This window comes from Aeromonas intestinalis (genome assembly GCF_054052485.1).
Genome location: NZ_JBSTYK010000010.1, coordinates 125,867 through 140,165, shown reverse-complemented (window position 1 = coordinate 140,165; position 14,299 = coordinate 125,867). Strand labels below are relative to the sequence as shown.

Here is a 14,299-nt window from a genome sequence, read left to right as displayed (position 1 = left end):
GTAGGGCTATCGGCGCTGACGGGGCAGGACTTTAGTGAATCTGATCTATTTATTGATAATTTTCCGCATACTGTACTGCCGATCACGCTTCTGGCTCTGCCTCCTGCTGCCGCAGACCGGCGCCTCCCAGTTCACTCAGCAGCAGATCCAGCAGGGCAGGCGGGCGCTCCCCGTGCCAGGCCAGCGCCGTGGTGACCACCTGCACCTCCCCCGCCAGGGGGCGGATCACCACGTTGGCCGGGGCGCTCTTGTGCAGGGTCTCCGGCACCAGGGCCACTCCCTGGCCGCAGCCGACGAAGGCCACCTGTGAGGCCACGGTGCGCGCCTCGTGCAGCACCCGGGGGGCGAACCCCGCCTCGTGGCAGCAGGCCATCAGGGTATCGAAATAAGCCGGGTTGAGGGCCCGGGGGAACAACACGAACGGCTCCTCCGCCAGGGCGGCGAGGGGCACCGCCGCGTCCCCCGCCAACGGATGGGTGGCGGGCAACGCCACCGCCAGCCGATCCTGCTTCAGGGGGCGCACCCTGATGCTCCCCTCGTCCCGCCCGGCCAGCCGCACCAGCGCCAGATCCAGTTCGCCGCTCTCCAGCGCCGGGATGGCATCGGCGCTGTCTATCTCCCGCACCGAGACGGTGACGCCGGGGTGGCTCAGCTTGAGCCGCTCGATCACCGCCGGCAGTTCATCCAGCATGGCGGAGGTGATGGCCCCGATGGTCAGCAATCCCACCTGACCCGATGCCGCCTCCCGCACCGCCAGCTCCAGATGTTCCAGCTGATCCGCCAGCCGCCGCACCGCGGGCAGGATGGCCTGCCCCGCCGGGGTGAGTTGCACGCCCTTGGGGGTGCGATCGAACAGCTTCACCCGCAGGGCGTGCTCCAGCACCTTGATCTGCTCGGTCAGGGGCGGCTGGGTCATGCCGAGACGGCGGGCGGCACGGCCGAAATGGCGCTCCTCGGCCACCGCCAGAAACAGCCAGAGATGGCGGACGAGTCGGAAGTTGATCATGGTCGATAGCCTGTTCGAATCGGGTCGTTACTTTCTTTGGATTTTACGTATAGGTGGCGCCTCACAACAATGGCGATCACCTCTCGCAACGCGGCACAGGAAGCGCAGTGCAACTCTACCTCATGTTTCTCACCCTGGCGGGGCTCACCATACTGAGCCCGGGCCCCAGTACCCTCAAGTCCCTCACCAATGCCCTCAACCACGGCCTGGGGGCGGCCCTGGTCGGCATGCTTGGCCTCACCTGCGGGGTGCTCGGGGTGGCCATCCTCTCCGCCACCAGCCTGGGCGTGCTCATCGCCACCTCCCCCACCGCCTTCCAGTGGGTGCGCTACGGCGGCGTGCTCTACCTGGCCTGGCTCGGGGTGAAGTTGTGGCGCAGCGTCCCCCGCCCCCTCGGTGAAGTGCCACCGACCGCCCGTCGCCATCTGTTTCTGGAGGGGGTCATGCTGCAATTCACGAATCCCAATGCGCTGATCTTCTTCCTATCCATACTGCCCCAGTTTATCGACCACCAGCGGGCCTATCTGCCACAGTTTGTGCTACTGGTTTCCAGTTTCTGTCTGCTGATGATGGGGGTCCACGGCGGCTACATCCTCTCGGCCCGCAAGGCGCGGCGTTGGCTGCAGGGGGGCGGCGGACGCTGGATCAACCGCATCAGCGCCCTCGCCTTCCTGCTGCTCGCCCTGGTGCTGCTGCGGGGCTGACCGCACCCGCCATTCCGGGTTGCGCGCACCGGGTCGACGCTGCGTGACCGCGCCGTCAAACGGTCCGGTGCGCGATGCCTGCTATTGGCCGAGGTAGCGCTCGCTCTCCTCGAAGAACTCCGCAAGGGCCCACCACATCAGCACCGGGTTCGAATACATGGGGAAGTGGCCACAGCGGGGGATCTCGGTCAGCCTGACTCCGGCCTGCGACAGCGCCCCGAGATAAGAGAGATGGGCGTTCTGTTCCCCGTACATGAAGTGCCGGGGGCACGGCAGGGCGAGGAACTTGCCGAGCAGATCCCCCTCATCGCTGTGCTGCACCATGGAGCGGAAGATGGGCCGCACCGCCCCGCTACGCACCTTGTGCTGCAGGCTGGCGGCGTAAAGGGCGCTCGCCATGTCCCGGCCGTGGCGGGTGCGCGCGATGAAGTCGGCGAAGAAGGCCTCGTCACTCTCTGCCGGATGGGCGTGAACCTGGCGGCTCAGGAAGCAATCCTCCGGTGCCAGGTTGCCCTCGATGCTGGTGAGGCTGAGCACCCGTTCGGGATGGCGATGGGCCAGCAGCAGGGCAGTCAGCCCGCCCATGGAGTGACCCACCAGATGGAAGCGCTCGAACCCTTTGCTCTCTGTCATCCGCACCGCCGTCTGCACCAGCAGATCCAGATCGATGCGGGCCGGGACGTCGATGGAGGAGGCGCCACAGCCCGGTGCATCCCAGGCGAGGAAGGGCCTATCCTCGAAGTCGGGATGGTGGACGAGATCGGCGTAATCCTCCTTGGTGGAGCCGAAACCGTGCAAGAAGACGACGGGGGCGCGCAAGCCGGGGCGGCCGATGGCGGCGATCTCGAGCCGCACCTCCCCCAATTGCAGGGGTTGGGTCCATTCGGTGAAGCAGGGGGACATGGGATCTCCTGTGAGTGAGCCGGATGGCGGCCCCCGATTATGGCCAGCCCGGCCCGCCCGGTGAATTTTGATCAGCGTATCGACACCATTCGCTCAGGCTATGAGGAGGGGGCCATTGATTCGATTGACCAGGGTGTCATGCCCCCGCCTGATGTCGCCCCCCTCTGTTTCGCCCATGAGAAAGGCCGCCAGATGGCGGCCTCGTGGCGTTCGGGACGGCGCTACTTCACCCTGGCGATGGCGGTGTTGAGCCGCAGGTTGGTGGCATCCAGGCCCGGGGTCTGGCCATGGAAGTCGAAGGCCAGTTCCACCCCCTTGCGAAACACCAGACAGTGGGTCGAGCCGCCGAAGTGGAACATGCCGAGCTGATCCCCCTTCTTCACCCTGTCCCCCGCCTTCACCGTGATGTCGCAGCTCGATACTTCTGCCATGCCCACCGGTACCACGCACATCAGGCCTATTCTGGGGTTGTCCGCCTCGATGAAGATCAGCGCCCGGGTCGCCACCGAGGTGAGGAAGGGCTGGGAGTTGTTGGGGGCACTGGGATCGGCCCCGTCCGCGTCGAGGAAGCCCTCGTACTGGTTTTCCAGGTAGTAGGTGCCGTTGACGATGCGCACCTTGCGGATGGTGCCGCTCACCGGGCTGTGCCAGCGGTGATAGCTCAGGGCGCTGAGGAAGGCCTGGTAGACGGTACCGCCGTCGAACAGGGGCGCGGTGTCATCAAAGTCGAGCATGTTGTCGAGGGAATAGGGCTGCCCCTTGAGCCAGAAGCAATCGCTGCGGCTCACCCCGGTCTTGACCTGCAGCGGCGCCGACTCGCAGACATTGACGATGACGCCGTCATCCCCGGGGGCGGAGACCGGCCGCACGCCGGGACGGAAGGTGCGGGTGAAAAAATCATCCCAGCAGCCGAAGCCATGGTACGGCTCCGCCGGATGGCACTGGAAGATGGCATCGAAACGGGCCGGGGTCGGATTGCTGCCCTCCCCCCGGGCCGAACCGGCCACCTTCACCATCTCGGCCTGCGCCACCTCGCCGAGCCAGGGGACGATCAGGGTCTCCTTGTCCAGCCGGCTGACCGGCTCGGTCAGCACGTAGCGGGACGCCGGGCTCTGCAGAAACTGCGACCAGTAGCCGAGGATCTTCTTGAACTGCTGGTTGACCAGGGTGTTGGCAAAGAACAGGTAGCCGGAGCGGGTGGCCATGGGCCAGTCCAGCAGGGCATTGATGGGGAAGCCGATGAGGCCGGAGGGCTCCTGGCTCGGGATGTCCTGATAGGCCTCCGGGGCCGTGGTCATGATGCCGTTGAGCAGGACCAGAAATTCGTCGAAATCTTTCAGCGCCATCTGCCCGAGAGGGGTCAGGTGCTCGTGGCGCCAGGCCTCCTTGAACATGGCATCGGCCTGGGCATGCAACAGGGGATCGGATTTCACCAGATCCTGCAACTGGGCGATGGGGGCCACCAGCGGCCGCGGTTGCTGCGTCACATATGCCTGCAACCGCTTGATCCAGCGATCGATGTGGTGCTGATCCTGTGGTACCCAGCCACCGGGGCGGGACTTGTTCAAGCGGGTTTCAACGGCCTTGTTCATGATGACTCTCCTCGCGATGTCCTCGATGCCAGCCAGGGCTGGCGCATCCATGCAGGCGACCGACTCAGACAGGATCATGGTGCCGAGTGGCGCAGCCCATGTGGTGTAGCACAGGGGGCAAGAGCACACGACTGCCAGAAACGACAGGGCAGGAAAGCGCGACTGGGACTAGCGCAGGAGCATGCAGACAAGAAATTGAAAAATAACGGGTATTTTTTCTGGATCGAGCGAGCCGGACAGAAGAGGCAAGGCACTTGCCACAGAAAAGTGGCGGGACGGAAATGCGAAAGGCCAGCTCAATGAGCTGGCCTCTCTGAAAAATGGCAGGGGCGGCAGGACTCGAACCCGCAACCATCGGTTTTGGAGACCGCTGTTCTACCAATTGGAACTACGCCCCTGCAACAAACGAGGCGAATTATACAAAGCCGGGATCAAAGGTAAAGGCTTTTTTCGCACTTTCGATGCGATTGCGCAAATCACGAGCAGATACCGTCGATTTGGGCAGCCTCTGGGGGTAACTCGCTGTATTTACAGCCTTGTCAGGGTAGGAAAGCCACCAAAATGGAGGTAGGGTGGGATCAAGGGCTAGGCAAGAGGAGAGTGCTCATGCTCAATTACCGCTTACTTCAACAACTTGCACCGCTCAACTTCAGGGACGAGAGCAAAACAGAACCCCTGCCCGACTATCTGGCACGGGTCGGCCCCGCGGTCCCCTTCATTCCCCCCAATGTGCTGAGCCAGTGGATTTACCGTCATTGGCGCGGTTTCGAGTCCAACTGGAGCTTTATCGATCTCGCCAGCCACGACTTCCAGTGCGAACACTGGCCCACGGCGCGCATCCTGGCCGACATCGATTCCCGCCACATGGAGGTGATCGAGCGCTGGGGGGAGCTGCTGCGCCACAATCGCTACGTGCGCCGCTCCTGGCTCGGGGAGAAGATGCTGACCCTGGGCACCTGGACCGAGCCCATCATAGTGCTGGATCCCGCCCTCGTCGCCAGCTACCCGGATGGCCAGCCCCTGCCCGGCCCCTACTGCCTGCTGGAGGGGCACCACAGACTCGGCTATCTGCGCAGCATGGCGCAGGATGGGCTGCCGTTGCAGGATGAGCACCAGGTCTGGGTTTGCCGACCCGTTCGCGCCAGTTAAACGTTTTTTTGTTGAAAAAATGCCTAAGAAATAAATTTTTGACAATTCAAAAACCGACTCTATAATCGTTGCGGTTTTGAAAAAGGTCAGGACAGGACGATGCCGTTTTTGATGAAAAAAGCAGCCTTGCAGACGGGTGGAACGCACCAGAGCGGCCCCGTTGTTTCCGGTTCCCGACCCACAGATCCCCAATTGTTTTTAAAAAGAGCCCCTGTTTCAGGGGCTTTTTTTTGTGCCCGAAAAACCTTCATTGATGCCAAAGGGAATGCAGACGATGACCAATCCACTCTATAACAAACACGTCATCTCCATCTCGGATCTGACCCGGTCCGACATGGAACTGGTGGTCGCCACCGCACAGCGGTTGAAGGCCGAACCCGACACCCGCCTGCTGAAAGACAAGCTGGTCGCCAGCTGCTTCTTCGAAGCCTCCACCCGCACCCGCCTCTCCTTCGAGACCGCGGTACAGCGCCTCGGCGGCAACATCATCGGCTTCGCCGACGGGGGCAACACCAGCGCCAAGAAGGGGGAGACCCTGGCGGACTCCATCAAGATCATCGGCTCCTACTCCGATGCCGTGGTGATGCGTCATCCGAAGGAAGGGGCGGCCCGCCTCGCCTCCGAGTTCTCCCGGGTGCCCGTCATCAACGGCGGCGACGGCTCCAACCAGCATCCGACCCAGACCCTGCTGGACCTCTTCTCCATCCATGAGACCCAAGGCAAGCTGGACGGCCTCAACGTCGCCTTCGTCGGCGACCTGAAATACGGCCGCACCGTGCACTCCCTGGCCCAGGCCCTCAGCCTGTTCAACTGCCGCTTCTTCTTCATCTCGCCGGAAGCGCTGGCGATGCCGGACTACCTGTGCGAGGAGCTGGAAGAGAAGGGCATCCAGTTCAGCGTGCACGAGACCATGGAAGAGGTGATGCCGGAGCTCGACATCCTCTACATGACCCGGGTCCAGAAGGAGCGCTTCGACGAGACCGAGTACAAGCACATGGCCGCCAAGTTCGTGCTGGAATTGGCCACCCTGGAAGGGGCCAAGCCGACCATGAAGATCCTGCATCCCCTGCCCCGCGTCGACGAGATCGAAGTCGCGGTCGACAAGACGCCCCACGCCTACTACTTCCAGCAGGCGGAGAACGGGGTCTATGCGCGCCAGGCACTGCTGGCACTGGTACTGAACGAAACCGTCTAAGGGAAAGGGGAACATCATGTCCGAGAAGAACCAACTGCAAGTCGAAGCCATCCGTCAGGGCTCCGTCATCGACCACATCCCCGCCGGCCAGGGCATCAAGATCCTCAAGCTGTTCCAGCTGATCGAGACCCAGGAGCGCATCACCGTCGGTTTCAACCTCAAATCCGGCGCCCTCGGCAAGAAGGATCTCATCAAGATCGAGCACACCCGGCTGACCGAACAGCAGGCCAACCAGCTGGCCCTGTTCGCCCCCAAGGCGACCGTCAACATCATCGAAGACTTCGTGGTGGTGAAGAAGCATCAGCTGGCGCTGCCGGAGTTCATCACCGGGGTGTTCCACTGCCCGAACTCCAACTGCATCTCCCACAACGAGCCGGTGGACAGCTACTTCCGGGTACGCGAGGTGAAGGGCGCGGTGCGCATGAAGTGCAAATACTGCGAAAAATCCTTCACCCAGGACATCGTCAGCGAACGTTACTAATAGCCAAGCGGGCCCCACGGGGCCCATTTTTGACCCCTGTCACATCACTTATTCCCCCTTTGGTTATAATTTGCCATCCCATAACGGCTAAACGCCGCTCATTCGCTGCCCGATTCTTTTTCAACAGCATTTTTTGCTAGCAAACGGACATAAGGTAGTGGTGAAGCCTAGCCTCCGGTCATCATCAAAGGACATCCCCGTGGTCAAGACCCTCAGCCGTCCCGTCGAAATCGAGTCCGACCAGGCCCAGCTGGACGCCTGTCGCCAGATCATCGGCCAGCACTGCTACAGCACCCAGGAGGAGATCCGCCGCGAGCTGGCCGACCGGGGCTTCGCCGACATCAGCCAGTCCACCATCTCCCGCCTGCTGCGCCGCCTCGGCGTGGCCAAGGCCCAGAATGCCAACGGCAAGAAGGTCTACACCCTGGTGGACGAGCAGCTGGAACCCGCCGGCAGCACCCGCTCCATCCACGACATGGTGCGCGGCGTGGTTCACAACCAGCAGATGGTGCTGGTCCACACCACCCCGGGGGCTGCCACCGTGGTGGCTCGCCTGCTGGATCGCAACGCCGATCCCGAGATCCTGGGAGCCGTGGCCGGCAACGATGTGGTGCTGGTCGCCCCCCGCCACATCAGCCGCACCCGCCAGGCCCACGCCGCCGTGGTGCGCACCCTGGCCCAGGCCCGCTAAGTTTTTCTCCTCCCATGCAAATAACAAAGGCGACCCCGGGGTCGCCTTTGTTATGCCCGCTCGCGCCACCTCTCGCTTGCCGTCCCTCTACCTCAACCGCACATCAGCAGGCTTTCGAACCGACTCTCCGGTCGGCATGACCTTCCCCAGCCGCAATAAAAAACGGGAGCCAGTGGCTCCCGTTGTTTAGCGTATGTCCCATCAGACCAACATGGCACCCAGGCTCAGGCAGACCACGATCAGCACGGTCAGGATGCCGAGCAGCGGGGCCACCCACTTCAGCCAGCGTACATAGGGCACCTTGGCAATCGCCAGGCCACCCATGACCACGGCGGAGGTCGGGGTCACCAGGTTCACCAGGCCGGAGGCAGACTGGTAGGCCGTCACTACCAGCTCGCGACCCACGTTGGCGAAGTCGGCGAGCGGCGCCATGATCGGCATGGTCAGCACCGCCAGACCGGAAGAGGACGGCACCAGGAAGGAGAGCACCACTTCCAGCACGAACATCACGTTGATGAACACCACGGTGGAGAGGCCGGTCACGATGCCTTCCGCACTGTGCAAGATGGTGTGGGTGATCATGCCGTTGTCCATCACCACCACGATACCGCGGGCGATACCGATGATGAGGGCCACGCCGAGCAGGTCACGGGCACCGTCGATGAAGTTGGAGGTCAGCTCCTCCTCGCTCATGCGGGAGATCACGCCGACGATGATGGCGGCAGCCAGGAAGACGCCGGAGATCTGCGCCATCCACCAGCCGAGCACGGCCACCCCGTAGATCATCACGGCGAAGGCGGCGACGAAGATGCCCAGCACGATCTTGCGGGTCAGGGTGAACTCCAGCATCTCGTCGCTGCGGTTGCCGAGGAAGTGGGCACGGTTCTCTTCCCACTTGTCAGCCACCAGGGACTTGCTCGGATCGTTGCGCACCATCTTGGCGTAGCGCATCACATAGGCCACGCACAGCAGCCAGCCGGCCACCAGCATGGCGACACGCAGCCAGATGCCGTCGGTGAAGGAGATGCCCGCCGCGTTGGCAGCAATCACGGTCGCAAACGGGTTGATGGTGGAGCCCAGGGTACCGATACCGGCGCCGAGCAAGACGGTTGCGGCAGCCACGACTGGGTCGAAGCGGGCGGCCATCATCACCGGCACCAGCAGGGTGTAGAACGGCAGGGACTCTTCCGCCATACCGTAGATGGTGCCGCCCGCGGCGAACAACGCCATCAGGATCGGGATCATCCACTCCTCGCGGCCACGCAGACGATCGGTGACGCGCTCGATACCGGCATCGATGGCACCCGTCTTGGTCACTATGCCAAGGAAGCCACCGATGATCAGGATGAAGAGGGAGACGTCGATGGCGCCAGCCTCATAGGTATCGTGGTTGTAGAGGCCGTCGATGGGTGCCAGCAGCACGTCGACGATCCCCTGGGGATTGGCATCCACCAGCTTGTAGGTACCGGCTACCGGTACTTCCTTGCCGAGGGACTCGTTCATGGTCATGTCATATTTGCCCGCCGGAACTATCCAGCTCAGGGCGGCCACCAGGGCGATCAGCACAAACAGTATCGTGTAGGCTGACGGGAACTTGAATTTGGTCATGGTCCAGCTTCCTTCTGTGGGTGTGGTATCCATGCAATCTGCGGGTGTAGGGTTAGAGGTATTGTGCCGCTGTCACATGGTCGAAAAGCCGGGGGTCACCCCCCGGCACCACTACTGCGACCTTAGTCGCCCAGCGTAGCAACCATCACTGCCTTGATGGTGTGCATCCGGTTTTCGGCCTCGTCGAATACGATGCTGTGTTCGGATTCGAACACGTCCTCGGTCACTTCCAGACCCTTCATGCCGTATTTGTCGGCCACTTCCTTGCCCATGGTGGTCTCGTCGTTGTGGAACGCCGGCAGGCAGTGCATGAACTTCACATCCGGGTTCTTGGTGGCGTTGATGACGTCCATGTTGACCTGATAGGGGGTCATCAGTTTGACGCGCTGATCCCAGGCTTCTTTCGCTTCACCCATGGAGACCCAGACGTCTGTGTAGAGGAAGTCGGCACCCAGCACGCCCTCTTTCACATCTTCGGTCAGGTGGATGCGGGCACCGGTCTCTTCAGCGATCTGGCGGCACTGGGCGACCAGCTCTTCTTCCGGCCAGAAGGCCTTGGGCGCAACCAGACGGATGTCCATGCCCATCTTGGCGGCACCGACCATCAGGGAGTTGCCCATGTTGTTGCGAGCGTCACCCAGGTAGGCGAACTTGATCTGATCCAGACGCTTGCCCTTGCCGTGCTCCAGCATGGTCATGAAGTCGGCCAGGATCTGGGTCGGGTGGAATTCGTTGGTCAGGCCGTTCCAGACCGGCACACCGGCATGGGCACCCAGCTCTTCCACGATTTCCTGACCATAGCCACGGTACTCGATGCCGTCATACATGCGGCCCAGGACGCGGGCGGTATCCTTCATGGACTCCTTGTGACCAATCTGGGAACCGCTTGGGCCAAGGTAGGAGACTTGTGCCCCCTGGTCGAAGGCCGCGACTTCAAACGCGCAACGGGTGCGGGTGGAGGTCTTCTCGAAGATCAGGGCGATGTTCTTGCCGGTGAGGTGCTTGCGCTCATAGCCACCGTATTTGGCCTTCTTCAGGTCGATGGCGAGATCGATCATGTATTGGATTTCGCGCGGGGTGAAGTCCAGCAGTTTCAGGAAGTTACGGTTACGCAGATTAAAAGCCATGATGAGTTCTCTCTATATTTGTTCAGACCAATGTGGGCAGTGTTATTGACTACGCAGTAATTCAACGACTCAGGCATTCACGGTATTGGTGGCGACGATATTGGTGCCGGCTTCGCCCCTCAGGATGGCCAGGCCATCTTCCAGGGAACCGATCCCGACCATGCCGCCGGTCGCCTTGACGAATTCGCAGGACGCTTCAACCTTGGGTCCCATGGAGCCGGCATCGAACTTGACGCCAGCCAGCTCGTCCGGGCTGGTGATCCGCAGCGGACGCTGGGTCGGCTTGCCCCAATCCAGGTAGACGGCATCGGCGTCGGTCAGGATCAGCAGGGCGTCGGCCTTGATCTGCTTGGCCAGGTAGGCGGCAGACATGTCTTTGTCGATGACGGCTTCGATGCCGGTCAGGCTCTGGCCATCCCAGGTCACCGGAATGCCACCACCACCGGTACAGATGATGAGATGGCCCTGGGCGATCAGGGTTTCGATGGCGTCGCCTTCGACGATGCGCTGGGGCAGCGGGGATGGCACCACGCGGCGGAAGAACTTGCCGTCAGCCTTGACGCTCCACTGCTTCTCGGCAGCCAGGGCGCGGGCTTCCGCCTCTTCGTAGACGGGACCGATGAACTTGGTCGGGTTGGCGAAGGCGGGATCCTTGGGATCGACCTGCACCTGAGTCAGCAGCGCGGTGACGTTGCGGCTCGGCATCAGGTTCTTCAGCTCCTGGATCAGCATGTAGCCGATCATGCCCTGGGACTCGGCGCCCAGCACATCCAGGGGATAGGGAGAAACCTTGGTATAGGCGCTGTTTTGCAGGGCCAGCAGACCGACTTGCGGGCCGTTGCCGTGCACCAGCACCACGTTGTAATCCTCGGCGATGCGGGCGATGGTCTTGGCGGCGGTGGCGATGTTCTTGCGCTGGATGTCCGCTTCGAGGGGCTCACCGCGGCGGAGCAAGGCATTGCCACCCAGGGCGACGACGACAGTTGGTTTTTTCATGATATTGATCTCGAAAGTGAGTCTGTGTGGCGCCAGCCTCCGCCGGCGCCACGCCGTCGGTTAGATGCCGTCACGTTCCATCGGGCAGCTCATGCAGCGGGCGCCGCCGCGGCCACGTCCCAGCTCTTCACCCGGGATGGGCAGCACAGTGATGCCGGCCTTGTCGTATTTCTCGTTGGTGTAGGTGTTGCGCTCGTAACCCACGACCACGCCAGGACGCACGGTCAGCACGTTGTTGGCGTCATTCCACTGCTCGCGCTCGGCCTCGAAGGTGTCGCCGCCGGTGGTGATGAGTTTCAGCTGATCCACACCCAGCGCCTTCTCGATGGCGGTCACGAAGTAGCCTTCTTCCTTGATGCTCATGCCGGTGGCGCCGCCCGGGGTCAGGCTCCAGCAGTTCACATCCTTGCGGATGACTTCCGGATAGACGGAGAAGGTGTCTATGTCCATGTGGGTCATGACGGTGTCCAGGTGCATGCAGCTGCGGTGTTTCGGCAGTTGCATGGCGATGACCTGCTTCGCCTGGCCGTGCTTGAACAGGCCGCGGGCCAGGTGTTCGACACCCTGCGGCGTGGTGCGCTCGGACATGCCGATGAGCACGGCGCCACGACCGATGACCAGGACGTCGCCCCCTTCGATGGTGGAGTTGTCGTAGTCACGCTCTTCGTCACCGAAGTACTTGATGAAGTCCTGACCGGCGAACTGCGGGTGCCAGCGGTAGATGGCCTTCACATGGTTGGTTTCGCGGCGACGGGCGGCCTTGGCCATGGGGTTGATGGAGACGCCACCGTAGACCCAGCAGGAGGTGTCACGGGTGAAGAGGTGGTTGGGCAGTGGCTCGATGATGAAGTCGGTCGGAGCGTGCATGCCCACGACCATGTTGACGCCGCTGTAGGGCATCTCGGAGTAGGTCAGGCCGCCGGAGAGGATGCGAGCCAGCTCGCGGTGCGGCATGTCGGCCAGGAAGCAGCGCACGTCGTTGGCCAGTGCGGTGCCGAGGCGATAATCGGAGACCTGGTTTTGCAGCAGCCAGGCTTTGGCTTCCGGCACATCCAGGGTTTCGGCCAGCAGATTGGTCAGTAGGAAGACTTCGACATTCTGATCGCGCAGCACTTGAGCGAATTTGTCGTGCTCCTGGCCGGCGCGTTCCACGGACAGGACGTCATCGAACAGCAGATCCTGACAGTTGGAAGGGGTCAGACGCTTCAGACTGAGGTTGGGGCGGTGCAGCATGACACGGCGCAATTGGCCAACTTCAGAACCTACATAAAATTTGCTCATGATTATATTCCGTCTAGCAGTGGTCCCTGCGAGTGATTGAATAGATTCCTTCTATTCTGGCTCGTGGCTAAGGCGGGATATTCTTTATGTAGGGTACTCAGCTTGTGTTCTATCCTGCCCTTGCCTTTCGACGCAGAGATTAGGCCTGCAAACCACTGCAAACTTAGACATTGATCACATTCAATCCGAACTGAATAAAACCATGAGTTAATTTTTGATGGAGTTTACATAACTGGCATTTAGCCATTCACCCCATCCGAATCGATAAGCAAAAAACACCTTGTTTATTTCAATTAGAGACCGTTTTCATTCACTGAAAATATCTACAAAGGGATATGTAAGATAATAAATAAATAACAAAATCAATCAGATAAAAACAAATTACAGATGAATTGAATTTTCTATGCTGAAGAGTGAATGGATCGCCAAAAAAATCCCGCCTGGCCTCCACATAAATAGTCACTCGCATCACCGAGCCTGCATAATCAGTTTCTTGTCCAAGATCATGGCAATGACGCCAAGCCGCCTTCCCAGCCCCCCAAATGACAAGATTCGTCCTATGTCATTTATATGGATATGCATTTTGTTCGCATCCGAATGGTGCTTTTTTCAACCCGATGATGGCGACCCGATTTTAAACTTTTTTCATTAGTTGAATTTATCGTCCCTCCTTGCGGCGTCCCCCACCTCGACTTAACTCAAAAAGTGATTCAGATCACACCGAGTCCTGTCACCAAGGAGATATCCATGAAGATCAAATCGCTGTTTCTGCTCATCGCCCTGGTCCTGCCCGCCACCCCGACTCTGGTCAGCGCCCAGGGCGCTCCCGCCATTCCCCTGGTGGTCTGTCATGTCGGCCAGGCTCCCCAGATGCTGGTACCCGAATATGTGTGCCAATGGCATGGCGGCAGCCAGCACTATTAACCCCTGAGCCCAAGGGGAGGTTTCTTCCTCCTCTTGGCCAGATCCCCGCGAGCGCCATCATTCCCTTCTTATCCTTTCATTCATCCAGACCATCAGAGCCCGCCACAGGCATCGAGACCATGGCGTTGCCCGCTCACCGTCGTTGATGGGCAAGTCTCTAGCCCTCTCCGTATCGCCATTCACTGCAAGATGGTTTCCTCTCCCGGGAAGGCTAGCCGGGTGCCCTTTGGGAGGAATGGCATGGTGCTGCGACTCGGGTCAGATGGCTGGCATTCAGGCTCTCCTTCGCAAACGACTCCGCCATTTGTCAGGTTCCTGAACCCCAGTTAAATGGCGTGTGAGACATTCGCCATTACATGCGTAAGCCAGACTCCCGACAATATCCCGCCATAGTCGGAATTATGGATCGAAAAACCTGCCACAAAAAACAATAACTAATTGATAAATAAAGATATAAAACTTCCTTTGTTTCCTGGGAAACGAGTTAGGTAAAAACGTTTTTCAGCATGCCGTTGTCGTCCCCCGCGAAATCCTTATAGTTACTCCTGCACGGACGCAATGAAGTCGATCAGGACGATTGGCTGCCAGGGTTGGGCAAATGGACTCACCACAGGATGTGGTAAAGGACACCTCCCAGGACGG

General features: G+C 60.8%; 13 protein-coding genes and 1 tRNA gene. 6 read left to right on the top strand and 8 right to left on the bottom strand.

What is annotated here, in order from left to right; translation table 11 throughout:
- Nucleotides 1-82: 82 nt before the first annotated feature.
- Nucleotides 83-1,006: a LysR family transcriptional regulator gene (locus tag ACW5W7_RS14345; RefSeq protein ID WP_456502148.1), complete on the bottom strand. Its 924-nt coding sequence runs from the start codon at nt 1,004-1,006 to the stop codon at nt 83-85.
- A gap of 107 nt (nt 1,007-1,113) precedes the next feature.
- Here ACW5W7_RS14345 and ACW5W7_RS14340 point away from each other — a divergent pair, with 107 nt between their 5' ends.
- The gene (locus ACW5W7_RS14340) at nt 1,114-1,710 is read left to right on the top strand and encodes a LysE family translocator (RefSeq protein ID WP_349920175.1); all 597 of its coding nucleotides are present in this window, start codon (nt 1,114-1,116) and stop codon (nt 1,708-1,710) included.
- A gap of 81 nt (nt 1,711-1,791) precedes the next feature.
- On the opposite strand, the gene ACW5W7_RS14335 is transcribed toward ACW5W7_RS14340, so the two are convergent.
- The 3 genes from ACW5W7_RS14335 to ACW5W7_RS14325 all read right to left on the bottom strand — a co-directional run bounded on the left by ACW5W7_RS14335 (nt 1,792) and on the right by ACW5W7_RS14325 (nt 4,603).
- Nucleotides 1,792-2,613, bottom strand: a complete 822-nt coding sequence (locus ACW5W7_RS14335; protein ID WP_456502147.1) for an alpha/beta hydrolase — start codon at nt 2,611-2,613, stop codon at nt 1,792-1,794.
- Between the two features lie 221 nt (nt 2,614-2,834).
- Nucleotides 2,835-4,205 (bottom strand): phophatidylserine decarboxylase associated domain-containing protein, encoded by a 1,371-nt coding sequence (locus ACW5W7_RS14330; RefSeq protein WP_456502146.1) that lies wholly within the window; start codon nt 4,203-4,205, stop codon nt 2,835-2,837.
- Between the two features lie 321 nt (nt 4,206-4,526).
- A tRNA-Trp gene (locus ACW5W7_RS14325) sits at nt 4,527-4,603 on the bottom strand.
- 208 nt (nt 4,604-4,811) lie between these two features.
- Here ACW5W7_RS14325 and ACW5W7_RS14320 point away from each other — a divergent pair.
- The 4 genes from ACW5W7_RS14320 (at nt 4,812) to ACW5W7_RS14305 (ending at nt 7,721) form a co-directional block, all read left to right on the top strand.
- Nucleotides 4,812-5,354, top strand: coding sequence for a hypothetical protein (locus tag ACW5W7_RS14320; protein WP_456502145.1), 543 nt, complete (start codon nt 4,812-4,814; stop codon nt 5,352-5,354).
- Between the two features lie 274 nt (nt 5,355-5,628).
- Entirely contained in the window at nt 5,629-6,549 is a 921-nt protein-coding gene (pyrB, locus tag ACW5W7_RS14315) for an aspartate carbamoyltransferase (protein ID WP_349920180.1), read from the top strand.
- Nucleotides 6,550-6,565: 16 nt separating this feature from the next.
- On the top strand, nt 6,566-7,030 hold the full coding sequence (pyrI, locus tag ACW5W7_RS14310) for an aspartate carbamoyltransferase regulatory subunit (RefSeq protein WP_349920181.1): 465 nt from the start codon (nt 6,566-6,568) through the stop codon (nt 7,028-7,030).
- Nucleotides 7,031-7,229: 199 nt separating this feature from the next.
- Nucleotides 7,230-7,721, top strand: a complete 492-nt coding sequence (locus tag ACW5W7_RS14305) for an arginine repressor (RefSeq protein ID WP_349920183.1) — start codon at nt 7,230-7,232, stop codon at nt 7,719-7,721.
- Nucleotides 7,722-7,922: 201 nt separating this feature from the next.
- Here ACW5W7_RS14305 and ACW5W7_RS14300 read toward each other — a convergent pair whose 3' ends face one another.
- The 4 genes from ACW5W7_RS14300 to arcA form a co-directional block, all read right to left on the bottom strand.
- A complete protein-coding gene (locus ACW5W7_RS14300) occupies nt 7,923-9,329 on the bottom strand; it encodes a YfcC family protein (RefSeq protein WP_456502144.1) in 1,407 nt (468 codons plus the stop codon).
- Nucleotides 9,330-9,451: 122 nt separating this feature from the next.
- Nucleotides 9,452-10,456 (bottom strand): ornithine carbamoyltransferase, encoded by a 1,005-nt coding sequence (gene argF / locus ACW5W7_RS14295; protein ID WP_041997948.1) that lies wholly within the window; start codon nt 10,454-10,456, stop codon nt 9,452-9,454.
- 69 nt (nt 10,457-10,525) lie between these two features.
- Entirely contained in the window at nt 10,526-11,452 is a 927-nt protein-coding gene (locus tag ACW5W7_RS14290) for a carbamate kinase (RefSeq protein ID WP_349920187.1), read from the bottom strand.
- A 60-nt stretch (nt 11,453-11,512) separates the two neighbouring features.
- Complete coding sequence (gene arcA, locus ACW5W7_RS14285) at nt 11,513-12,733, bottom strand: arginine deiminase (RefSeq protein WP_434664653.1); 1,221 nt, start codon at nt 12,731-12,733, stop codon at nt 11,513-11,515.
- Between the two features lie 747 nt (nt 12,734-13,480).
- Here arcA and ACW5W7_RS14280 point away from each other — a divergent pair.
- Complete coding sequence (locus ACW5W7_RS14280) at nt 13,481-13,657, top strand: hypothetical protein (RefSeq protein WP_349920189.1); 177 nt, start codon at nt 13,481-13,483, stop codon at nt 13,655-13,657.
- Nucleotides 13,658-14,299: the final 642 nt, after the last annotated feature.